Source organism: Thiomicrorhabdus sp. (assembly GCF_041583835.1).
In the GTDB taxonomy this organism is placed as follows: domain Bacteria; phylum Pseudomonadota; class Gammaproteobacteria; order Thiomicrospirales; family Thiomicrospiraceae; genus Thiomicrorhabdus.
On the sequence record NZ_JBFHFC010000011.1, the window covers coordinates 45532 to 67408 of the forward strand.

A 21877-nucleotide genomic window follows, 5' to 3' on the forward strand; every position below is an offset into this window, starting at 1 on the left:
CTGGCTCGGTAAAAGACGATATGGCCCATTTGGTAGATGTATATGTAGGAAGGCAACCTATCTTTGATAAAGAGATGAAGTTGTTTGCTTATGAATTGTTATTTCGAGGGAATGACAAGGACAATCAGGCAGTCATTCTTGGCGGAGATCAAGCCTCCGCTCAAGTCATGCTTAATGCTTTCGGGGATATCGGTCTTAGAGACGTTGTCGGTGAGCAAAAGGCGTTTATCAATTTTACCGAAGGGTTGCTGAATCCGGATTATGAATCCTTTTTCCCCCGTAAGCATATCGTTATTGAAGTTCTTGAAGACGTCGAGGTGACGCCGCAGTTAATTCACTGTTTGGGCATGCTGCGAGACAAGGGTTTTACCATCGCTTTAGACGATTACGTGTTTAATCCCGAGCTTAAGGTGCTGGAAGATTTTGCCGATATTATCAAGGTAGATATTTTACAGGTCGGTGCCAAGGATTTAATTGAACACAGTGCTAAACTCAAAGCCAAAGGCATTAAATTGCTGGCTGAGAAAGTCGAAAACTGCAATCAGTTCGAATACTGTAAAAAACTCGGTTTCGACTATTTCCAAGGGTATTTTTTCGCCAAGCCGAAAATCATCGCCGGAAAGCGTCTCCCTACCAATAAACTCGGTGTTTTATCGCTTCTAAAAAATGTCTACGATCCTGATGTTGATATGCGCAGGTTGTCGGAGATCATTAGCCAGGATGTCAGTTTAAGCCAGAAGCTGCTTAAATTCGCTTCTGAAACCAACCGTAATGGATTTGAGGTGAATTCAATCCATGATGCCGTGATGCGTTTCGGACTGGAAAGGCTGAAGAGTTGGACCAGTATGCTAGTGCTGTCGGGGATGGACGATAAGCCGGTTGAACTCTTTAAAACCGCTTTAACGCGAGCAAAATTTTGTGAATTGGCCGGAGGCAAGATAAAAGGATTTTCGGTCGATACCTATTTTACCGCCGGGCTGTTCTCCAGTTTGGATGCGATTATGGACAGCGATATGGAAGAGTTGCTTGAAAGGTTAAGCTTGTCGGCGACGATGCGCGATGCGCTGTTAAACCATGAGGGTAATTTGGGTTATGCGCTTAAAATAGTTAAAGGTATCGAGCAAGGGTCGACCGAATTCGATGTTCCGGAAGGTCTGTCGGCAATCGAATTGTCTAACTTGTATCTTAAGGCGATGCAGTTTTCCGAAGAGGTTTCTTTTTAGCGGTTTGCTCAATGACGGATTGAGGGCGAGTCAGTAACTCTGCCCGTGATTCGAAAATAAAAAAGCCCGGATTTTACCGGGCTTTTTTTATGGTGTGGAACACGTTTTATTGGTGGTACTGAGGGCTTAGCTCAACAACCGCATTGATAAACGCACCAGCGTGCTCAGGATCGACTTCCGGGTGGATGCCGTGACCTAAGTTGAAGACGTGTCCGGAACCTTTGCCGTATTTAGCAAGGATGGTCGCCACTTCTTCACGAATGCGTTCCGGCTTGGCATAAAGGATACTTGGGTCCATATTTCCTTGCAGCGCAACTTTGTCGCCGACGCGTGCGCGGGCTTCGTCGATGTCCGTCGTCCAATCCAGACCTAATGCGTCCGCTCCGGTGGCCGCCATTTTTTCCAACCATTGTCCGCCGCCCTTGGTGAATAGGATGACCGGCACTTTGCGACCTTCGTTTTCACGTTTCAGGCCGTCTACGATCTTATGCATGTAACGCAACGAGAATTCTTGGTAGTCTCTCGGCGTCAATACACCACCCCAAGTATCGAATACCTGAACCGCTTGCGCACCGGACTCGATTTGTGCGTTCAGGTAAGCGATTACCGAATCCGCCAAAACATCCAGAATATGGTGAAGGGTCGCTGGCTCGTCGTACATCATCGCTTTGATTTTAGAATAGGTTTTGCTCGATCCGCCTTCAACCATGTAAGTTGCCAACGTCCACGGGCTACCGGAGAAACCGATCAAAGGAACGCGACCGTTCAAGTTTTTACGAATCGTGCTGACGGCATCCATTACATAGCCTAAGTCCGAGCCCATATCCGGTACGAACAGGTTCTTGGCGTCAGCCATGGTGCGCACCGGCTTGTCGAACACAGGGCCTTCGCCGGTTTCAAAGCGTAAGCCAAGCCCCATTGCGTCAGGAATAGTCAGGATATCGGAAAACAGAATAGCGGCATCCAGCGGGAAACGTTCCAACGGCTGCAAGGTTACTTCGCAAGCCAGTTCTTTATTGCGGCACAAATCCATAAACGATCCGGCCTGTTTGCGGGTTGCGCGGTATTCAGGCAGATAGCGACCGGCTTGGCGCATCATCCAGACGGGAGTGCGGTCAACGGGTTCTTTAAGAAGTGCACGTAAAAAACGGTCGTTTTGAAGATCTGCCATTGAGAATTCCTTTATTCCATTAGGGGGTGATTAAGCTCATGATCATCCTAGGATAATCCGGTTTAATCCGAATAAGTTAATCGGACTATTTTAACGGAAATAGGCGGTCACCGAAACTAAAAAACGCCGGGCCGGTCAATTTAGAGGGCAAGAAAGAGTCTATGGCCGGTTTAACGGATTGAGTAGGTTGATCGCATAGGGATTGTCGATCACGACAAACATTGCACCTTTGTAGAAGAAAGATTGCCCTCGGACTTCGATTTTTTTGCCTAGTAGCGCTTTGAGGGAATCGAAATCAAAACGATCCCAATATCTTTTGGAAACCCGTATACCGGTGGTGTCGAGGTTGATGATGTAGTTGGTGCTGGATTGTTCGACCTTTTCAACCACGCCGCTGATGATGCGGAAGCCGTCATCTTCTTTGCGGAGTTCGGAGCTTTCGACGACCGGAAAATGCAGTTCCGGATTTTTCTTCGCGATATCCCATAGTGCATAACCGTTCTTGCGGGCCTTTTGTTCGGCAGCAAAATAGCAGCGAGCATGCAATGTGTTCTGGTGGCTGGTAAAAGCCAGGACGTAACCGCTCTCCACTAGTTTTTCTTGAATGTTGGTACCGTCTTTCAGGAAAAGGTGGGCGAGTTGGTGGTTAAACGCATCTACTTTGGTTGTATCGTATTCAATTCCGACTTCGAGATTGTTATTGGCTAACAGTTTGTTAAGAAAGAGTTGAGCCTCTTTTGCCAGAGGTTGACCGGGTGTATAGAATTTCTGTTTCTGCTGAATCTGGGGTGCCTGGATGCCGATCAAACGGAAGCGAGAGCCTTGTATGACAACAGTATCGCCGCTTTCTGCATAGGTTGCTTTAGCCCAGGTGAGGTCCGATTTTGGCGCACAGTCATCCGCTTGGCTCGTGTTGGATAGAGCGAATAGGCCGATGGATAAACAGAGAATAAGGATTGTCTTCATATCGAATAATTGTATGGCTATTTTCGGTTAAATACAAAAAGACCTTTGTTTGCAGATCCGGTGTACGAAAAGGTAGCAATTACAAGGCCATTGTGGGCAAAAGAAGTGGGATGATCGGAAGAAGAGAAAATTTCAGACATAAAAAAAGCGCTGTATCCGCGGCTTGAAAGCTTTGGATTGCAGCGCTTTATCCGAAAAGCGAACTTTAAAAAAGTTTTGCTTAACGACGTGCGTATTTTTGTTTGAACTTCTCAACACGCCCTTCAGTATCAACAAGTGTTTGCTTACCTGTGTAGAAAGGGTGAGAAGCGCTAGAAACTTCTACACGAACTAGCGGATATTCTTTACCGTCTAAAGTAATTGTATCGCCAGAAGTTTTTTCAATAGTAGAACGAGTCAAGAATGTTTCTCCAGTAGAGATGTCCTGGAAAACGACTTCGTTATATTCTGGATGAATGTCTGCTTGCATGATGACGGTCCATTAATTAGTTTTTCAAAAAAAGTGAATTATAGTGATAAAAATGAAAATTGCAAATCTCTTTTCAGAAAAAATTTAAGTTTCTGTTTGAATTTATTGCAAAAAATACTCTTTTATCGGTACGGGTTGCGGCTTTTAAAGCGCCGTAACCCATCGGTTATCTAAATTTAGCGTTTCATCGCACTGAACAAGTCGCCGTTGGTTTTGGTTACCTTCATCTGGTCGATCAGGGTTTCAATAGCCTCGACTTCGTTCATGGATTGTAGGAAGCGACGAAGAATCCAAATGTTCTGTAGTTCTTCCTGAGAAGTCAGCAACTCTTCTTTACGCGTTCCTGATTTCTCCAGGTTGATCGCAGGGAATACACGTTTCTCTGCAATATTGCGAGAAAGATGAAGTTCCATGTTACCGGTACCTTTGAATTCCTCGAAGATAACCTCGTCCATTTTAGAGCCCGTATCAACAAGAGCGGTAGCGATAATGGTTAAAGAACCGCCTTCTTCGATGTTACGCGCCGCACCGAAGAAACGCTTCGGACGGTGCAGGGCGTTGGCGTCGACACCACCGGAAAGGATTTTTCCCGAAGCCGGAGTAACGGTGTTGTAGGCACGTGCCAAACGCGTAATCGAATCCAACAGGATAACGACGTCGGTTTTGTGCTCTACAAGACGTTTGGCCTTTTCGATAACCATCTCGGCAACTTGCACGTGACGGGTTGCAGGTTCGTCGAATGTCGAAGAAATAACTTCGCCGCGAACGGTACGCTGCATTTCCGTTACCTCTTCAGGACGCTCGTCGATCAAAAGAACGATCAAGTAGCAGTCCGGATAGTTTTCCGCGATGGATTGTGCCATCTGCTGCAAAATAACGGTTTTACCGGATTTTGGCGGAGCGACGATCAAACCACGCTGACCTTTACCGAAAGGAGCTGCAATATCGATGATACGAGGTGTAATGTCTTCGGTACTGCCGTTACCGATTTCCATTTTCATGCGCTCTTCAGCATGTAACGGAGTCAGGTTTTCAAAAGCGATTTTCTTACGGGCGACTTCCGGCTCTTCAAAGTTGATTTTCTCGACTTTTAATAGCGCGAAATAACGTTCGCCTTCTTTTGGCGGACGGATCTTACCTTGAATGGTATCCCCTTTGCGCAGCCCGAAACGACGGATCTGGCTAGGGGATACATAAAGGTCGTCCGGTCCGGCTAGGTAGGAACCGTCAGCGGTTCTAAGGAAGCCGAAACCGTCCGGTAGAATTTCTAGAACCCCTTGACCGTAGATATCTTCCCCTTTTTTCGCATGCGCTTTCAGGATGGCAAAAATAATGTCCTGTTTACGTAAGCGAGCTAGGTTGTCTAAACCCATGCTGGTAGAAAGATCAATCAAAGAGGCGACGGATTGTTGTTTTAAATCTGTTAAGTTCATATGTTAAATCTGGGTCTTTATTGTGAATAAGGATTATTCAAAGGGGTTAAAGAAGAAGGTAAAAATGGAAAGGAGGTTGAATCGGGAAAATCAGGTGCCTCGATAAATTATCGAGACACCGCCAATCTTATAGGTTTCCGTCTAGGAAAGCGCAAAGTTGAGATTTTGATAATGCACCCACTTGAGTCGCATCAACTTCACCATTTTTGAACAACATTAGAGTCGGGATACCACGCACACCGTACTTTGGAGGTGTTGCAGGGTTTTCATCGATGTTTAATTTTGCAACTTTTACTTTCCCGTCGTATTCGCCGGAAATTTCATCTAGGATCGGAGCGATCATCTTACAAGGTCCACACCATTCAGCCCAAAAATCGACTAGAACTGGAATGTCGGATTGTAGTACTTCAGCTTCAAAATTCGCATCGCTGGTTGAAATCATATTTTAACTCCTAAATATATATTTTTATTCTATACGAGTATGCTGATTCATCCCTGTTGCCTTTAGCCATTCTGGGAGAAGTCAAATTAGATTCGTATGGAAATTATCTGAATCGATGATGGAAGTCCATTTTTTAAATTCGAAATTTAAAAGAGGAATGAGACATCCATATAGTGTCTTGAATTTTAGAATTACCTAATTATTACATTAATAGAATTCAAATTGCAAGGCCTGATTTAAGTAAATGTTAATATTTTTTAGGCATGATTTTTCGCAATATGGGCTTTGCTTTACCAAAAGGACTTTAAATTAGCGTACGATATTGGCAATTGATTTTTTTGATTAGATTTTGGATGCGATAGGCCGCTTAAAGCGGTCTAAAATGGCTGGATTTATGGATATCTCCTATATATTAAATGATTTGAACGATGCCCAGCGTGAAGCGGTTACGGTCGATGATCAACACGCCTTGATTTTGGCTGGGGCCGGGAGCGGTAAAACCCGGGTTTTGGTTCACCGTATTGCCTGGTTGATCGAAGTGCTGGGGTTGTCGGCCTACAATATTTTGGCCGTGACCTTTACCAATAAAGCCTCTAACGAAATGCGCGGCCGTATCGAAGCGTTGATCGGGCAGCAGGCTCAAGGTCTGACGATGGGAACCTTTCACGGTATCGCTTATCGTCTTTTACGTCAGCATTATCAAGAAGTCGGTCTGCCGCAGAACTTTCAAATTTTGGATTCGGACGATCAGAAGCGCGTTATCAAACGTCTGTTGAAGAGCATGGAGTTGGATGAGGCGCAGTGGCCGCACCGTCAAGTACAGTCCTTTATTAATGGTGAAAAAGAGGAAGGGCGTCGTCCTCAACACATTGATCCGGGCCATAACCCGTTTGTGGCAAAGATGGTGCAGATTTATGCGGCCTATGAGGAACAGTGCAAACGTTCCGGTTTGGTCGATTTTGCCGAGCTGCTTTTGCGTGCCCATGAGCTATGGCTGAAACACCCTCAAGTACTGGCGCACTATCAGGCGCGTTTTAAACACATTTTGGTGGACGAGTTTCAAGATACCAACTCGTTGCAGTATGCCTGGTTGCGTGTGCTGGCCGGCGGTTCCGGAAAACTATTCGTGGTCGGTGACGACGACCAGTCGATTTACGGTTGGCGTGGCGCTAAGGTGGAAAACATTCGCCAGTTCGACGAAGACTTCGCCAATGTGAAGATTGTGCGTCTGGAACAAAATTACCGTTCCACCGGCACTATCCTTAAGGCAGCCAATGCGTTGATCTCACACAATACCACCCGTATGGGCAAGCAGTTGTGGAGTGCCGGAGAAGAAGGTGCGCCGATTCGTATTTACGAGGCCTTTAACGAAATGGACGAGGCCAATTATGTCTGCAACCAGGTACAGGCTTGGTGCGAGCAGGGCGGTTCACGTAGCGACGTTGCGGTACTGTACCGTTCCAATGCTCAATCACGCGTCATGGAGCAGGGGTTGATGCATGCTCAGATTCCCTATCGGGTCTATGGCGGTTTGCGTTTCTACGATCGAGCCGAGATTAAGGATGTTTTAAGTTATTTGCGTCTATTGTTGAACCGTGACGACGATGCCGCTTTCGAGCGTGTGTATAACCATCCTCCGCGCGGTATCGGACAGAAAACGGCGGACGGCATTCGTGATGTGGCTCGCGATCAGCAGATCTCCATGTGGGAAGCGGCGAAACGTCTTACGGAACAGGGGTTGACGGCGCGAGCCAAAACATCCGTGAGCGGTTTTATGGATTTGATTGACGACATGGCGCAAAACACAAAAGACCGGGATTTACAGGATCTGGTCATGCACGTGATTTCTCGATCCGGTTTGCAGGCGCATTTCGAAAAGGATACGTCCGAGCAAGGCCAGAGCCGTCTTGAGAACATCGACGAATTAATCAACGCCGTCAGTCAGTTTAAGGCGTCCAAACCACAGGAAAGCATTGAGGGTGTGGAAAGTGAAGAACAGGCGAACCAGGCGGCCGCTGGCGTTACCATCGGCGATCAGCCCGTGCATACCGATCCACTGTCCGAGTTTTTAGCGCAAGCGGCTTTGGAAGCGGGTGAGCAACAGGCGGATGCATGGGAATCATCGGTGCAGTTGATGACGTTGCACGCCGCTAAAGGATTGGAATTTCCGTTGGTATTCATGATCGGCGTCGAGGAAGGACTGTTTCCGTCGCAACAGTCGATGGAAGACCCGTCGCGATTGGAAGAGGAACGCCGTTTGGCTTATGTTGGCATCACGCGTGCCGAGCAGCAGTTGATTATCACCTTTGCAAACCGTCGACGTCTGCACGGTTCCGAGTTTTATCCGACGCCATCGCGTTTCATTAAGGAAATTCCGGCCGAATGCGTCGATTTTGTGCGTTTGTCCGGTTCGGTCAGGCCGACCATGGAATCGTCGATGAATGCCAATATCAGTGCGGCGCTGGCGGCCGAGAATCAGAGCGGTTATCAAATCGGCGATCGCGTCAGGCACGCTAAGTTCGGCGAGGGCATTGTGCTGACGATTCAGGGCAGCGGCGATCATGCGAGCGTTAACGTGCATTTTGACGACGTCGGTTCCAAGTGGTTGGTAATGGCTTACGCTAAATTGGACAAGTGCTGAGTCATGTTATGAGCGATCTTCTGGAAGTTAATCGCCTCAAAGCCTTCGGTATGTCGGCCGAGGTCAGTTTTAAACTGGCGGCGGAAGAGTGGGTAATTTTGTTCGGGCCGTCGGGAACCGGGAAATCGGTTTTATTGCGGGCGTTGGCCGACTTGATCCCGCATAGCGGCGAAGTGAGTCTGGATGCGCAGGCACAGGATTCGATGTGTCCCGAACATTGGCGCAGACAGGTGATGTATTTTCCGGCCGAAACGGCCTGGTGGCGGGAGACCGTTGAAGAACATTTCGATGTTTTGCCTTCGGAAGAACAGTTGCAATCGATTGGTTTGCGTGCGGAGCACTTGAAGCGCACTATCAATAGCCTGTCCAGTGGTGAAAAGCAGCGGTTGGCGTTATTACGCGGCTTGCTTTACCTGCCCAAAGTTCTACTGTTGGACGAAATCACGGCAAACCTCGATCCAGAGAGTACGGCCCAGGTTGAACAGTTACTTCAAGAATATGTGAAAGAACATCGGGCAACGGTACTTTGGGTCAGTCACGACGAAATGCAAAGTAAGCGTCTGGCTTCGGACGGCAAACGCTGGAACATCCTTGAATTGTACGAAAGACTGAAGGGAGAAAGCCGATGATTTTTCTAAGTTATGTCGATCTGGCGACCCTTTCTGTTTTGATTATCCTGCTGGGCGGTCTGCTGTGGTTGAACGGTTTCACTCATGTCAAACAATTCTGGTGGGCCAACCTGCGTATGGTTGTTCAGTTGCTTTTCATGGGGGTGTGGCTGAGCTGGGTATTCTATGCCGACAATTGGATCTGGGTCGCCCTGGTTGGTTTGGTGATGTTGATGGCCGCCGCCTACGAAATTGCCAAGCGCCAACATTACAGCTTCAAGGGCGGGTACAGTCTGTGGATCGGATTATTTTCGATCTCTCTGACGTCATTGATTCTGCTGGTGGGCGTGTTGACGCTGATCATCGAGCCTCAGCCCTGGTATCAGGCGCAATATGCGATTCCGCTTTTGGGAATGTTGTTGGGAAACAGCATGACCGCGATTGCCTTGGGAGTCGATAGTCTGACGCGCAATGCCGTACAGTTCAAGCCGCAGATTGAAGCGCAGTTGGCATTAGGCAAAACCGCTAAACAAGCGATGCAGTTCGTTCGCGAACAGAGTTTGCATACCGCGATGATGCCGGTGATTAATATGTTGGCTGCGGCGGGTATCATTTCTTTGCCGGGGATGATGACCGGGCAGATTCTAGCCGGAACCGATCCGTCGGAAGCGGTGAAGTATCAGATTATGGTGATGTTTCTAGTGGCGAGTTCGACCGGTTTCGGAACGTTGATTGCGGTTAATCTGGCGTGTCGTCGACTGTTTGACGGACGTCAGAGGTTAATGCTCGAACAACTCAGTAAAACCCGCTAGCGGATTATTCGATCAGTATCGATTTTAGCAGCAACCCGGATAATTAAGCATGTCGGGGCTTTGTCTGGTAATGCGGTTTCGCCCTTTGTTTTTAGAAACATAGAGCGCCAAATCCGCTTTGTGGATTAAGTCGGAAATACCGTTAGCATCTTGCATACAGGCGATCCCGCCGCTGATGGTGATTTTCGGTATGCTCGGAAAAGTGTGGCGTTCAACTTCGGTTCTTAATTGTTCCGCTTGTTGTATCATGCTGTCGTCATCGACACCTTCCAGTATTACGATGAACTCTTCACCGCCCCAGCGACCGATGTGGGCATTATCGGTAAAGCTTCGTTTTAACAGCTCGGCAAATTCCTGTAAGACTTCGTCTCCGACGTGGTGGCCGTAGTTATCGTTAACCTCTTTAAAATGATCTAAATCAATCAGCATCAGGCACGACATTTTGCCTGTTTTTCGGAAGTCGTCGTATTGAGTTTCAAGTACCTGTTCAATTTTGAGGCGGTTTGAAAGTTGGGTGAGGGGGTCGGTGGTCGAGAGCTGTTCCAAAATTCTATTCTGTTGAAGTAATTCATTTTGGGTTTCAAGCAGTTCTTGAGTTCGGGATTTTACTTGTTGGTCCAGCGTATCGTTGGATTCTTTCAGCTTGCGATAAACATGTTTGAATCGACGTGTTAAAAATACCGAGAACAGCATGCTGATAATGATCAGTGCCGTCGCTAAAAAGATGATGGTTTGCATCAGTCGGTCGACTTGATGGTTGGCATGAGCGATCGATTTTTTGATCTCTTCGGCTTGGCTGAGTGAAAATTCATTGACCTTATCGCTGAAGCGATTCAGTTTTTCGAGCCCTTCGGTTAACAGTCGTTGTTTGGCGGTTTGGCGATCGCCGTTCATGGCGATGTCGGCAATCTGATTTTGGAGCGGCCCGGTTTCTTTTCCCATAGAGCTGATTTCGTCGAGCCATTCTTGCTCAAGCGGGTTGTTTTTAAGAAGTTGAGCCAATTTATCTCGGTACTCTGTATAGAATTTGCCATCTTCGTAAAAGCTCATGAGGGCGGCGTCTTTTTCGAAAGGGTCGTCAGCCAGCAAAATCCGTTGAATGTCTACGGTGCGTTTTTGGCCCGCGATGTGTAGATTCATCAAGTTGTGCTGTTTTTGGTACTGCGTATTGATTACGTCTGAGGCGTTTTTGAGTGTGGTGGTGGTGATTTCCTGAGCCGTGAAGACAAGGGTGCTGACAAGAATCAAGGTCAACAGAAAGACGACAAAAATGAGTTTGCTTGAACGAAGTTTTATGAGTTCTCTCATTTGTCCCCGGCTTCGGATGAAATGTATATTTATCTTATAACTATAGTGGAAATTGGATTCAGGTCAAGCGCCTTGGAACGGAATCGTTATCAATATTAATTTCAATTGCTTGAATGCGATCTCGGAATTAAATCGGCACAACTCGGCCTGACATTTGACCGGGTTGTTTGGATATTGAAGTGGTTCTATTGAAGCCGGGCGTTTCTATCAAACTCCGATCGGATTCAAATAGCGTTCGCGTTTCTTTGGTTTCAGTTTGTCGAGTTCGACCAGAATCAAAGCGTCAATGCAGGCATTGAAATCCGGATCGATGCTGAAGTCGATGAATCGACAACCTTTATCGTCCGCCACTTCGGCATATTGTTTGAACAGCGTCGGCACTTTAACGCCTTCCAGTTCCAACAATGCGTTCAATTTCTTGAAGCTGTCCTTGTACTCGCCGCTGAAAACGTTTGTCGCGATTTCCAGGTTTTCCTTGCGCAGGTTTACCGGGCGTTTGGCGGCTGCCAGATCCTGGTTGGAACCGAATTGTTGCTGGTAGAAACCGATAATCAGTTCCTGGGCGTTTTGCGGGTAAGCGTCGCTTAAAGAGACCGGACCGAACAGGTATTTGATTTCGGGATGCTGTGCGACATAAGCGCCGATGCCGTACCAAAGGTAATCCAAGCTGCGTTTCCCCCAGTATCGTGGTTGTACGAAACTGCGTCCCAGCTCGATGGCATTCGGCAAGTAGGCTTCGATTTCCGGTTTCAGGTCGAACAGGGTGCTGGTGTAAAGTCCTTGGATGCCGTATTTTTCGACCAGATTTTTACATTCGCCGATGCGGTAAGCGCCGACAATCTCCAATTCCTCTTCATCCCACAGCACCAAATGACGGTATTGGCTGTCGTATTTATCCAAATCCATCGGTGTTCCGGTGCCTTCTTCGACCGAACGGAAAGTGAGTTCGCGCAGTCGGCCGATTTCGTGCATCACCGGCGAGTCGGCTTCGAAATCGTACAAATAGATTTTTTTGCCGTCCTGAGTCTGGCCTAGCAGTTGAGCCTTTTTAAGCGTCTTTTTCAGTGCTTTGGGATCTACCGGATGGGCAATGGTTTCCACGGTTTCAAACAGCGGCGTTTTACCCTTTTTGGCGGCTTTGGCTTCCTTGTCCAGTTTATATAGATGCTTGCGGAAGCGGTTGGCCAATGCTTTGGATGGCAGATCGAGTTTTGCGACCGCTTTCCACGGAATGGCTTTACCGATGTGGAATTGGATTTCCTGATGATCTTTGTTGAACATTTCCTGAACCAGCATTAAGGTTCCCAGTGGTTTGTAAAGTGCCGACAAGCTGTAAAACAGCGCCGAGTTGCGGGCATCGACATAGATCGGCACGATTGGAGAGTTGGATTTTTCCGCCAGTTTAATGAAACCGGCTTTCCATTTACCGTCACGCACGCCGTTTGGGCGAATGCGCGAGACTTCACCGGCCGGGAAGATAATCACCGCCTCGTCGTTGTTCAAAGCTTCTAAAATCGCTTTGAACTGAGTTTTGTGAGAGGGTTTTCCGCTGATGTTGTTCACCCCGAGAAACAGAGACTGTAACGGGTCGATGTGATTCAGCAGGTCGCTGGCGACGATACGAACATCCGGGCGCACTGTGCGTACCATTTTTAGCAGAGCCAGTCCGTCCAGCGAGCCGATCGGGTGGTTGGCAACTAAAATTGCACGGCCTTCCGACGGAATACGGTTTAGAGAACGCGAGCTGACACGGTAGCTGAAGTTGAAATGGTTCAATACCTGATCCAAAAACGCAAACCCACGTAGATGTTGGTGGGTCAGTATGAATTGGTTGATTTCGTCTTCGTGGGTCAGGGCTTTAATCAATTTTATGATTAGTTTTCCGCCCTTTTTATTCGGTAAGTCCGGGAATTTTTCAGTCAGGGCTTTTTCTAGATTCAGCATCGCGTCGTCGTCATCTTCTTGTTGGTTTGATTCACCCTGCATTATGGTTGCGGAGTTTGAAGTTAAGATGACATCACAATGATATTTTTTTGACAGGCAAGCAAAGCGCTTATAATTCGTTTAAGTTTAAACAATGACAATTGGCGGAGAACCATGATCGGTATCGATAGAAAGCGGCTAAACCCTTTGTATAAATTCTGGCTGGCCTGTATGGCGGTATCGATGTGGATGTTTGCCTCGCCCTCATCGGCGACCGATACCGTTCTTGAACTTGATGACGCCAGTTTGAACATTCATGTGGTGCAGGCTCAAAAAACCGTTAGGGCGCGTTTGTTGTGGTTGCCGTCCGAATACGGGATTCTGCCTCAGGAGAAACGGGTGGCGGAGCAGTTGGCTAAGAAGGGCATCGAAAGTTGGTTTGTGGATGTCTATGAAGCGTTATTTTTGCCGCCGACCCCCAGTGCGGTGGACGCCGTTCCCAGCGAATGGATCGAACGATTGATCGATCAGGCCACAAAGGATGCATTGCCGGCTTGGGTGATTGCGCCGAATAAAGCCGCCCAATTAGCGGTTAGAGGGTTGTCGCAGTTTCAGCGTCGGCAACACAATGATCTGGGGCTGATTCTAATCAACCCGAATCTGTACCTGAATACCCCATTGCCCGGACAGGAGGCTCAATATTGGGCCGAAGTGTCGGGCGTTAATTTACCGATCAGCGTTCTGCAGTCGGAACTGTCGCCATGGCGCTGGCGGGTCATGAAGTTGGCCGATAAATTGGCGCACAGCGGCAGCGACGTATTTGTAAAACTGCAGCCTAAATCGCGCGACCGCTATTACTTCCGTCCGGATGCCTTGCCGATTGAAAGGCAGGTAGCAACCCATTTGGCGGATGATATCCGTCGGTTGATGCAGTGGCAATTGGCCTATCTTGGGGAGTCTCGAGTTGGCGGCAAACTTTCCGATCAAGTTGAAAATAAGGTGGAAACGACACGCTCTACGGAATTGCAAATATACAGCGGCGACCAAAACCGCAATTTGAATCTGCAAGATCTGTCCGGTGAGGCGGTTTCATTGGCGGATTACAAAGGCAAGGTCGTGCTGCTTAATTTCTGGGCAAGCTGGTGTCCGCCTTGTGTGCATGAAATGCCGTCCATGGCTCGACTTAATGATCAATTGGACGGTCAACCGTTTGAGATCCTAGCGGTGAACCTGGCGGAAGAGCAAAGAGCAATCAAAGCGTTTTTGATGCAACATCCGGTCAATTTCCCGATCTTGCAAGACCCGTCCGGTTCGGCGGTGAAAACCTGGCAGGTGTTTGCTTATCCGAGCAGTTACCTGATCGACAAGCAGGGCAAGATACGTTTTGCCCTATTCGGCGGAACGGAGTGGGATCAGGAAAGTCATTTGAACAAGATTAAAACGTTGCTTTCAGAATAAACTCTTGTGAAACAAGGTGTTGTGTCGGAAAAGAATAAGCTGTGGATAACTCGGTGAACTTTTGGAAAAGTGACCGGAAACGGAAAGAATAGAAAACTTAAAGCGTTTTATCACAGTTTATTTTCCCAATGTCTCCTGAGCCATGCGATAACCTAATGCAATCATCTCGTTGACTTTGGTGAACTCCATCATGCCGCAGGCGTTTCGCGGAATCTCGATGGTGATGTCCGGCGGATAAGCCGCTAATTTCTGGCGGGCGATGGTATTTTGCATGCTGTCGAACGCTTTGTTACTGACTTCGTAGACATCCAGATTAAAGGATTTTTCGAGCGTTTTTTTCAAAGAATTTTCCTTTGACAGAAAATGTTCTTTGAGAGAAGTGAAAAGACCGGTTACGTCGTTTAGCCACGAATCCTCGTCTAGTTCTTCTTGGTTTTCATCCGTGCCCGGGCCGTCGAAAATGGCTTTTCCGCCCAAGTCGACTGCAATCGTCAGATCGTTATTCTGGCCGAAAGTGGGCGCAATCGGCATCGGGTTGAGGACGCCGCCGTCAATTAGCGTCATGTTATGCCATTGGTAGGGGGTGAAGATCATCGGTAACGAGATGGAAGCACGAATCGCTTTCAGTAGCGAACCGGTCTGGAGCCAGACTTCTTTTTCATTTTCGATGTCGGTGGCCACGGCGGTGAAAGGAATTTCAAGATCTTCGATATTCGGGTCGCCGATCAACTCTTTAATGGTTTCAAACAGTTTATCGCCTTTGATCAAACCGCTACGATCCCACGCGATATCGGCTAAGCCTAGAATGTCGGTGTTGGTCAGTTTCTTGAACCAATCGACGAATTCGTCAAGTTTGCCGGCCGCATATACGCCGCCAACCAAAGCGCCCATCGAACTACCGGAAACAAAACGAATTTCATAGCCTTGTTCTTCCAGCCAGTGGATGATGCCGATATGCGCTAAACCGCGCGCGCCGCCGCTGCCTAGAATCAGGGAGACGGTTTTGCCGGTTTTTTTGGGAAGGTAGGGTTTAGTCATCGGTACTCCGGACGGCTCTCAGTACGACGTCTATTTTAAAGCGTCGGCGACGATGGCTTTGGCTTCTTCCAAAATCGCATCCAAATGCGCCTGGCCTTTAAAGCTTTCCGCATAGATTTTATAGATGTCTTCGGTACCGGAAGGACGTGCTGCAAACCAACCGTTTTCAGTGGTGATCTTCAAACCGCCGATCGCCGCACCGTTACCCGGTGCATGGGTCAGTTTGGCGGTGATGGCTTCGCCCGCCAAGGTATCGGCCTTGACCATGTCCGGTGAAAGGTTGCTTAAAATCGCCTTTTCTTCGCGGTTTGCCGGTGCGTCGATGCGGCTGTAAATCGGGTTGCCGAATTTTTGCGTCATTTCAATGTATAACTCGCCCGGATCTTTGCCGGTGACCGCCGTAATTTCCGCGGCTAACAAGTTCAGGATGATGCCGTCCTTGTCGGTACTCCAAGGACCACCGTCGAAACGCAGGAACGACGCTCCGGCCGACTCTTCACCGCCGAATCCGAAAGAACCGTTTTGCAATCCGTCAACAAACCATTTGAACCCGACCGGCACTTCGCTCAGGTTTAGGTTAAGTGCCGACGCGACGCGATCGATCATCGAGCTGGAAACCAGGGTTTTACCGACGGCGGCGTTTTGCGGCCAGTCCGGACGATGAGTAAACAGGTATTGAATCGCCACCGCCAGATAGTGGTTTGGGTTCATCAATCCGACCGACTTGGTGACGATACCGTGACGGTCGACGTCCGGATCGTTACCGAACGCCAGATCATAATTGTCTTTAAGGTCAATCAGTCCGGCCATCGCATAAGGCGACGAGCAGTCCATACGGATTTTGCCGTCCTTGTCGACGTGCATAAACGAGAAAGTCGCATCCACGTGCGGATTGACGATTTCCAGATTCAGTCCGTAATGATCGGCAATCGGTTTCCAATAATGAATGGCCGCACCGCCCATCGGATCGATCGCCAGTTTCAAACCGGCGTCTTTGATCGCCTGCATGTTGATGACCTTATCCAGGTTTTCGACATAAGGCGTGATCAGGTCGGTCGGAGTGACGTATTCCGAAGCCATGGCTTCGTTCAACGACATACGTTTGACCTCTTTCATGCCGTCGCGAATCATGTTGTTGGCGCGTTCCTGAATCCATTTGGTTGCATCGGTGTCGGCCGGTCCGCCGGTTGGCGGGTTGTATTTGAATCCGCCATCCTGCGGCGGGTTATGCGACGGTGTGATGATAACGCCGTCGGCCAGACCGCCTTGGCGACCTTCGTTGTAACTTAGGATTGCGTTGGAAACCACCGGCGTCGGCGTATAGCGGCCGTTGGATTGAATGATGACGTTGACTTTATTGGCGGCAAACACTTCGACGGCGGTGGCGTGTGCCGCTTCCGATAGGGCGTGAGTATCCATGCCGATAAACATCGGACCGATGGTGTTTTGCAGACGGCGGTATTCGACGATGGCCTGACAGATGGCGGCAATATGATCTTCGTTAAAGGTGGTTTTGCTGGAACAGCCGCGGTGGCCCGAGGTTCCGAAGCTGACAGCCTGATCCGGAATGTCGGCATTCGGCTTGAGGTTGTAATAGTCCGTCATTAACAGCGGGATATTCTCTAACAATTCAAAAGGGGCTTTTTTGCCGGCATAAGGGGAAAGGGCCATGGGGATACTCGCTTTTGGTTAGTCGTTTTGATCAATAGTTAAAATGATTATATACAGTAAAAAAGGGGAAAAAAGACAAAAATATGAAAAAAACGTTATCGACGGGCGTGTCGAAAAAACACGTTTTTTGTCCTACCTTTTTGCTGCGGATTGCCTATAATCTTTTAAATGAATTTCAAAAAAGCAATCCACTCATTTCGCCTTGTAGCGAGTTTTATCCTCCTGTTTGCGTTTACGCAGACAGTCGGGTTGCTGCACTCTGAAATTCATCCTTTCCATACCCACACCGCCGAGTGTGACCTGTATGACCAATTTGCCCAGCCGATCAATGAAACCGCAGACAGTGTTGCGGTTTTGTCGACGGTCTGGACAAGCGACATTCAACCCGAATTCACCCTGGCCGAATTGTCTTTGGCCGCGGTTCCTCATTTCTGGGGGCGTGCCCCGCCGTCTGCCTGATTGTTTTAAATCGTTCGAAATTTATGACGCAATTGTTATCGCTCGCTTATGGGGCGGTAAGGTGCGTCCGTTGCAAACGTTGATAACAATTAGGTAAATAAATATGCAATTGAAAAAAATTATTCTGGCTATGTGGGCGGCCGGTGTCGTAGCGTCTGCACATGCGGAGACCGGCAATGAATCCCAAGTGAAAACGCTGACGGAGTCCGGTTCTCAAACACTGTTGAATACGGTCACCGTATCGGCTTCTCCGGTTCATCAGCATGAGGCTTTCGACGTGCCTTCGCAGGTCGACAGCGTGTCGGGACAAGAGAAAATGCAGCGCGACAGCGGGTCGCTTGGCGAGATGTTGGAAAGTATTCCCGGCGTAAATAATATGTCCGCCGGAGCGCAGTCCGGTAAACCGGTGATTCGCGGCATGACCGGAAACCGCGTTAAGGTTTTATCCAACGGCCAAAGTACCGATTACCAAGCTTACGGCACACGCCACAATCCGAATATAGAGCCTTATCTGGCCGAGCGTGTCGAAGTGATTCGCGGACCGCAAAGTGTACTTTACGGTTCTGAAGCGATGGGCGGCGTCGTCAATGTCTTGCAGGCGGAAATCCCTTACGGTCAGCCGACTTCGGGACAATTGGCGGGCGAATACAACAGCAACAACCGTGAAACCATGGTCGGCGCCAAGGTGGGAGCCGGTTCCGAGAAGTTCGGCGTCACCGCCGGGTTCTCGGTGCGTGAAGCCGATAATTTCCGCGTACCGGACGTCTCCTCTTCGCAAGGCGCGACGCCATCCAGCCCGGTCAGCGACAAACCGTTGTTTGTCGGCGAAGTGCCGTTCACCAATTTTGAAAACCGTGCCGCCAATATCGGTTTAGGTTATCAGGACGATTGGGGTAAGGTTGAGTTGCGCCATACCCAGTGGATTTCCAAGCAGAACTATCTCGGTGTTGAAGCCGAAGATAAATTCTCCCCGTTTGAGCCGCTTGCGGCCGGGCAGAAACTGCAAAACGACGAGACTCAGTTAAGCGCCGAGTTTTTCCTGAACGACGATTGGATATTGAAGCCGAGCTGGGCGCATACTCGTAACCAACGCGAGGCATCCCACGACTTGCCATTCGAGACCATGGCCGAGGACGAGGGAACCGAACATTATTTGGATATTGTGGTGCATCGCGATGACGTCAAGTTGGCGTTGGAGCATCCCGCTATCGGCGACTTTTCCGGGGAAATCGGAATTGAGTTGACCGAAAAACAACAGACGTTGCGTTCCGGTCATTTGTCGCCGTCGGCGGACGTCAGCAAACGTGCGGTTTATCTGTTTGAAGAAGCCGACTATGACAAGTGGCTGGTTCAGTTCGGGGCGCGTTACGACACCCACAGCGTCAAGGCGCCGTTGAGTGCCGAAAACGAACATTTCTACGAAGAGATGGGGATTTTCGACGCCTCCAATAACGAGCGCGATTTCGATGTCTTCAGTGGTTCGGTCGGCGCGACCTATCGTGTGGACGGTAATTGGAGCATTGCCGGAAATGTTGCCCGAGGTTTCCGTGCGCCGAGCATCTTCGAGCTGTATGCCGGCGGCGAACACGGCGGTGTTCAGGCGTTTCAGTTAGGGAATCCCGATTTGAAAGCGGAAACCTCGCTGAATACCGATCTGTCGTTACGCTGGCAGACCGATAAAGCGCAGATGGTTGCGACCGTATATCAGAATTGGGTGAGCGATTACATTTATCTGGCGAATACCGGTTATTACCGTGCGTCGGAAGGTTCGCCTAACGAAGGCGAGCGAGTCGATGCGGATGCGCCGGGTGCGATCGTCGAGATGCAGGCGCAGCAGACCGATGCCGAAATCCGTGGTTTCGAGTTCAGTTACGCTCAGCAGTTCAATGCGCGTTGGTCGGGTGATGTGGCGCTGGAGATCATTGAAGGCCGTGACGTTAAAAATCATCAGGAGCTGCCGTTGATTCCTGCGAACAATCTGACATTGAACGGACATTATCATCCGGCGGATCGCGGCGATTGGAAGAATCAGCGCGTGAGTCTAGGCGTTAAAATGGCGGCCGATAAAAACGCCGCGGGCAGTTACGAACCGTTCTCGCAGTTCGATAATATGTCGATCGGTACAGCCTCGACCGATGCCTATGCCGTATGGAACTTGGGATATGTGGCGGACGTGAAATTCGACAGTCAAACCGTGCAGATCGGTGCGGCGGTTGAGAACCTGTTCGACACCGCTTATGTCGATTTCCTGAACACCTATAAAGGCTACACTTTGAACACGGGTCGTAATTTCAAATTGAGTGCGCGCCTGAACTTCTAACCGACCGGTTGGTTTAAAATCAGACCGTTTGGGTTCTCAAGGCTTTAAATTCGTAGCGATGCGGATTTAAAGCCTTTTTTGTTTTCAGGAAGAGAACAAATTTGACGAGCGTTTAAATAGACTAAAACCGTCCTTTTCCGGAAGCTGTTCAGCTTGGGATCGGCGTATATAGTAAAATGCCGGAAAACTCCGGAAAGAGACTTGAAAAAAACCTTCAAAGTCCATAAGTAACCGGCATTAAACGAATTTAAAGAGAAAAGGTGTTCATGAGCAAAGATTATTATGCAATTTTAGGTGTAAGTCGTAATGCGAACGAGGCCGAAATCAAGAAAGCATACCGCAAAATGGCGGCTAAATACCATCCGGACAAACCGACCGGAGACGAAGCCAAGTTCAAAGAGATCAGCGAAGCGTACGAAACACTGAGCGATTCCGAAAAACGCGCTATGTACGATCAGTTCGGTTCGGATTACGGTCAGCGCCATACTTCCGGTTTTGGTGGATTTGAGGGGCAAGGTCCCGATTTTTCGGATATTTTCGGTTCCATGTTCGGCGGTGGCGGAGCGCAGGGGTTCGACGGTTTCGGTGGTCAGCGCCAGGCACGTCCGCAAAAAGGTGAAGATCAAAGCGTTGCGGTCATGGTGACGTTGGCCGAAGCGATTGAAGGTGTCGAGAAAACCATCAACGTTCAGATCGGCGATTCGCGTTCTGCAAGCCACGCTTACGACACCAAACCGTTGAAAGTACGGATTCCGGCCGGCGTTACCCAAGGCCAGAAGATCCGTGTCAAAGGCAAAGGCTTTAACGGTTTTAACGGCGGCCCGAACGGCGATGTCATTATCGAGATCAATTTGCAGAAAGATCCGCGTTTCCGTGTCGAAGGCAAAGACGTCTATGTTGACCTGCCGGTCACTCCGTGGGAAGCCGCGTTAGGTGCGAAGGTTGAAATTCCGACCATTAAAGGCAAGATCAGTATGGCGATTGCGCCGGGAACCCAGTCGGGAACGAAGTTGCGAATCAAAGGCCGCGGACTCGGGCGAGAGCCGGGTAATCAATATGTGATCGTTCAGATTCATACGCCGCCTGCCGAAACCGACGAGCAGAAAGCGTTATACGAGCAGATGGCCGAGCTGATGGCTTTCAATCCGCGAGAGCATCTGTAATCGATTTTAATTTGTCATTAATGCAAAACTTGACCCAGCCAAAAGGCTGGGTTTTTTTATGTCCTTGAATCGCCTTGTCTAAAAAAATTCCACGGCACGGACGGTTTTGCATAAAATGGCTGAATAAATATTGAAACTGGAAGTGAACGAGGAATCCGATGAAAGATATGCTGAAACGCAGAGAATTACTGGGAGCGGTTGCCGGTGCAGCCGCTGCGACCACGTTAAGTGCTTGCGGACAACAAGACGAAAGTCCGGCGCAGGTAAGTGCCGCTCCACAGAAAACGTATGAGTGGAAAATGGTGACGACTTGGCCGAAGAACTTTCCCGGCTTGGGAACCGGTGCCAATAACGTCGCCAGACTGATCAACGAGATGTCCGGCGGACGTATCAACGTTAAGGTCTATGGCGCGGGCGAGATGGTCAGTGCGTTTGAAGTATTCGATGCAGTTTCACGCGGTAATGCGCAACTTGGGCATGGCGGTGCTTATTATTGGAAAGGTAAGATTCCGTCGGCGCCGTTTTTCTCGTCGGTTCCGTTCGGTTTGACGGCCAATGAAATGAACGCCTGGTTCTACTATGGCGGCGGTTTGAAGTTGTGGGAAGAAGCTTATAAGCCATTCGGTCTGATTCCGAATCCGGCCGGTAACTCCGGTACGCAGATGGGCGGCTGGTTCAATAAAGAAATCAACAGCCTGGAAGACCTGAAAGGTTTGAAAATGCGCATGCCCGGTCTGGGGGGTGAAGTGTTGAAGCGTGCCGGTGGTGTGCC

General features: G+C 49.0%; 18 protein-coding genes. 9 read left to right on the forward strand and 9 right to left on the reverse strand.

Annotated elements, in window-relative coordinates:
* The first annotated feature begins 20 nt into the window (after positions 1-20).
* Entirely contained in the window at positions 21-1223 is a 1203-nt protein-coding gene (locus tag ABY044_RS07430; RefSeq protein WP_373019595.1) for an EAL and HDOD domain-containing protein, read from the forward strand.
* Positions 1224-1329: 106 nt separating this feature from the next.
* Here the strand turns inward: ABY044_RS07430 and hemE are convergent, their stop codons facing one another.
* The 5 genes from hemE to trxA form a co-directional block, all read right to left on the reverse strand.
* Complete coding sequence (gene hemE, locus ABY044_RS07435) at positions 1330-2394, reverse strand: uroporphyrinogen decarboxylase (protein ID WP_373019596.1); 1065 nt, start codon at positions 2392-2394, stop codon at positions 1330-1332.
* Positions 2395-2553: 159 nt separating this feature from the next.
* Positions 2554-3360 (reverse strand): thermonuclease family protein, encoded by an 807-nt coding sequence (locus tag ABY044_RS07440; RefSeq protein WP_373019597.1) that lies wholly within the window; start codon positions 3358-3360, stop codon positions 2554-2556.
* Between the two features lie 220 nt (positions 3361-3580).
* Complete coding sequence (locus ABY044_RS07445; protein WP_028485686.1) at positions 3581-3829, reverse strand: type B 50S ribosomal protein L31; 249 nt, start codon at positions 3827-3829, stop codon at positions 3581-3583.
* Positions 3830-4005: 176 nt separating this feature from the next.
* Positions 4006-5262: a transcription termination factor Rho gene (rho, locus tag ABY044_RS07450; RefSeq protein ID WP_373019598.1), complete on the reverse strand. Its 1257-nt coding sequence runs from the start codon at positions 5260-5262 to the stop codon at positions 4006-4008.
* Between the two features lie 127 nt (positions 5263-5389).
* The gene (trxA, locus tag ABY044_RS07455; protein WP_279420499.1) at positions 5390-5704 is read right to left on the reverse strand and encodes a thioredoxin TrxA; all 315 of its coding nucleotides are present in this window, start codon (positions 5702-5704) and stop codon (positions 5390-5392) included.
* 394 nt (positions 5705-6098) lie between these two features.
* On the opposite strand from trxA, the gene uvrD reads away from it, so the two are divergent.
* From uvrD to fetB, 3 genes are read left to right on the forward strand one after another with little or no spacing between them, the layout of a single operon-like run.
* A complete protein-coding gene (gene uvrD, locus ABY044_RS07460) occupies positions 6099-8345 on the forward strand; it encodes a DNA helicase II (protein ID WP_373019610.1) in 2247 nt (748 codons plus the stop codon).
* Positions 8346-8353: 8 nt separating this feature from the next.
* A complete protein-coding gene (locus tag ABY044_RS07465) occupies positions 8354-8974 on the forward strand; it encodes an ATP-binding cassette domain-containing protein (protein WP_373019599.1) in 621 nt (206 codons plus the stop codon).
* Positions 8971-9765, forward strand: a complete 795-nt coding sequence (gene fetB / locus ABY044_RS07470) for an iron export ABC transporter permease subunit FetB (RefSeq protein ID WP_373019600.1) — start codon at positions 8971-8973, stop codon at positions 9763-9765. Before ABY044_RS07465 ends, fetB begins: the two co-directional genes overlap by 4 nt.
* A gap of 24 nt (positions 9766-9789) precedes the next feature.
* Here the strand turns inward: fetB and ABY044_RS07475 are convergent, their stop codons facing one another.
* Positions 9790-11073, reverse strand: a complete 1284-nt coding sequence (locus ABY044_RS07475; RefSeq protein ID WP_373019601.1) for a diguanylate cyclase — start codon at positions 11071-11073, stop codon at positions 9790-9792.
* A gap of 207 nt (positions 11074-11280) precedes the next feature.
* A complete protein-coding gene (locus tag ABY044_RS07480; protein ID WP_373019611.1) occupies positions 11281-13017 on the reverse strand; it encodes a GNAT family N-acyltransferase in 1737 nt (578 codons plus the stop codon).
* A 153-nt stretch (positions 13018-13170) separates the two neighbouring features.
* On the opposite strand from ABY044_RS07480, the gene ABY044_RS07485 reads away from it, so the two are divergent.
* A complete protein-coding gene (locus ABY044_RS07485) occupies positions 13171-14454 on the forward strand; it encodes a TlpA disulfide reductase family protein (RefSeq protein ID WP_373019602.1) in 1284 nt (427 codons plus the stop codon).
* A gap of 117 nt (positions 14455-14571) precedes the next feature.
* On the opposite strand, the gene ABY044_RS07490 is transcribed toward ABY044_RS07485, so the two are convergent.
* Together ABY044_RS07490 and pgm are read right to left on the reverse strand one after the other, a co-directional pair.
* A complete protein-coding gene (locus ABY044_RS07490) occupies positions 14572-15492 on the reverse strand; it encodes a patatin-like phospholipase family protein (RefSeq protein WP_373019603.1) in 921 nt (306 codons plus the stop codon).
* Between the two features lie 30 nt (positions 15493-15522).
* Entirely contained in the window at positions 15523-17163 is a 1641-nt protein-coding gene (gene pgm / locus ABY044_RS07495; protein WP_373019604.1) for a phosphoglucomutase (alpha-D-glucose-1,6-bisphosphate-dependent), read from the reverse strand.
* Positions 17164-17331: 168 nt separating this feature from the next.
* On the opposite strand from pgm, the gene ABY044_RS07500 reads away from it, so the two are divergent.
* The 4 genes from ABY044_RS07500 to ABY044_RS07515 form a co-directional block, all read left to right on the forward strand.
* On the forward strand, positions 17332-17622 hold the full coding sequence (locus ABY044_RS07500) for a hypothetical protein (RefSeq protein WP_373019605.1): 291 nt from the start codon (positions 17332-17334) through the stop codon (positions 17620-17622).
* A 103-nt stretch (positions 17623-17725) separates the two neighbouring features.
* A complete protein-coding gene (locus ABY044_RS07505) occupies positions 17726-19942 on the forward strand; it encodes a TonB-dependent receptor (protein WP_373019606.1) in 2217 nt (738 codons plus the stop codon).
* A 266-nt stretch (positions 19943-20208) separates the two neighbouring features.
* Positions 20209-21105, forward strand: a complete 897-nt coding sequence (locus tag ABY044_RS07510) for a DnaJ C-terminal domain-containing protein (RefSeq protein ID WP_373019607.1) — start codon at positions 20209-20211, stop codon at positions 21103-21105.
* Between the two features lie 158 nt (positions 21106-21263).
* On the forward strand, positions 21264-21877 hold a 614-nt coding region (locus ABY044_RS07515), incomplete at its 3' end, for a TRAP transporter substrate-binding protein (RefSeq protein ID WP_373019608.1).

Coding starts and splice junctions, on each gene's coding strand:
- ABY044_RS07430 (WP_373019595.1), top strand. CDS start 21: ATGGCCCATTTGGTAGATGTATATGTAGGAAGGCAACCTATCTTTGAT.
- hemE (WP_373019596.1), bottom strand. CDS start 2,394: ATGGCAGATCTTCAAAACGACCGTTTTTTACGTGCACTTCTTAAAGAA.
- ABY044_RS07440 (WP_373019597.1), bottom strand. CDS start 3,360: ATGAAGACAATCCTTATTCTCTGTTTATCCATCGGCCTATTCGCTCTA.
- ABY044_RS07445 (WP_028485686.1), bottom strand. CDS start 3,829: ATGCAAGCAGACATTCATCCAGAATATAACGAAGTCGTTTTCCAGGAC.
- rho (WP_373019598.1), bottom strand. CDS start 5,262: ATGAACTTAACAGATTTAAAACAACAATCCGTCGCCTCTTTGATTGAT.
- trxA (WP_279420499.1), bottom strand. CDS start 5,704: ATGATTTCAACCAGCGATGCGAATTTTGAAGCTGAAGTACTACAATCC.
- uvrD (WP_373019610.1), top strand. CDS start 6,099: ATGGATATCTCCTATATATTAAATGATTTGAACGATGCCCAGCGTGAA.
- ABY044_RS07465 (WP_373019599.1), top strand. CDS start 8,354: ATGAGCGATCTTCTGGAAGTTAATCGCCTCAAAGCCTTCGGTATGTCG.
- fetB (WP_373019600.1), top strand. CDS start 8,971: ATGATTTTTCTAAGTTATGTCGATCTGGCGACCCTTTCTGTTTTGATT.
- ABY044_RS07475 (WP_373019601.1), bottom strand. CDS start 11,073: ATGAGAGAACTCATAAAACTTCGTTCAAGCAAACTCATTTTTGTCGTC.
- ABY044_RS07480 (WP_373019611.1), bottom strand. CDS start 13,017: ATGCTGAATCTAGAAAAAGCCCTGACTGAAAAATTCCCGGACTTACCG.
- ABY044_RS07485 (WP_373019602.1), top strand. CDS start 13,171: ATGATCGGTATCGATAGAAAGCGGCTAAACCCTTTGTATAAATTCTGG.
- ABY044_RS07490 (WP_373019603.1), bottom strand. CDS start 15,492: ATGACTAAACCCTACCTTCCCAAAAAAACCGGCAAAACCGTCTCCCTG.
- pgm (WP_373019604.1), bottom strand. CDS start 17,163: ATGGCCCTTTCCCCTTATGCCGGCAAAAAAGCCCCTTTTGAATTGTTA.
- ABY044_RS07500 (WP_373019605.1), top strand. CDS start 17,332: ATGAATTTCAAAAAAGCAATCCACTCATTTCGCCTTGTAGCGAGTTTT.
- ABY044_RS07505 (WP_373019606.1), top strand. CDS start 17,726: ATGCAATTGAAAAAAATTATTCTGGCTATGTGGGCGGCCGGTGTCGTA.
- ABY044_RS07510 (WP_373019607.1), top strand. CDS start 20,209: ATGAGCAAAGATTATTATGCAATTTTAGGTGTAAGTCGTAATGCGAAC.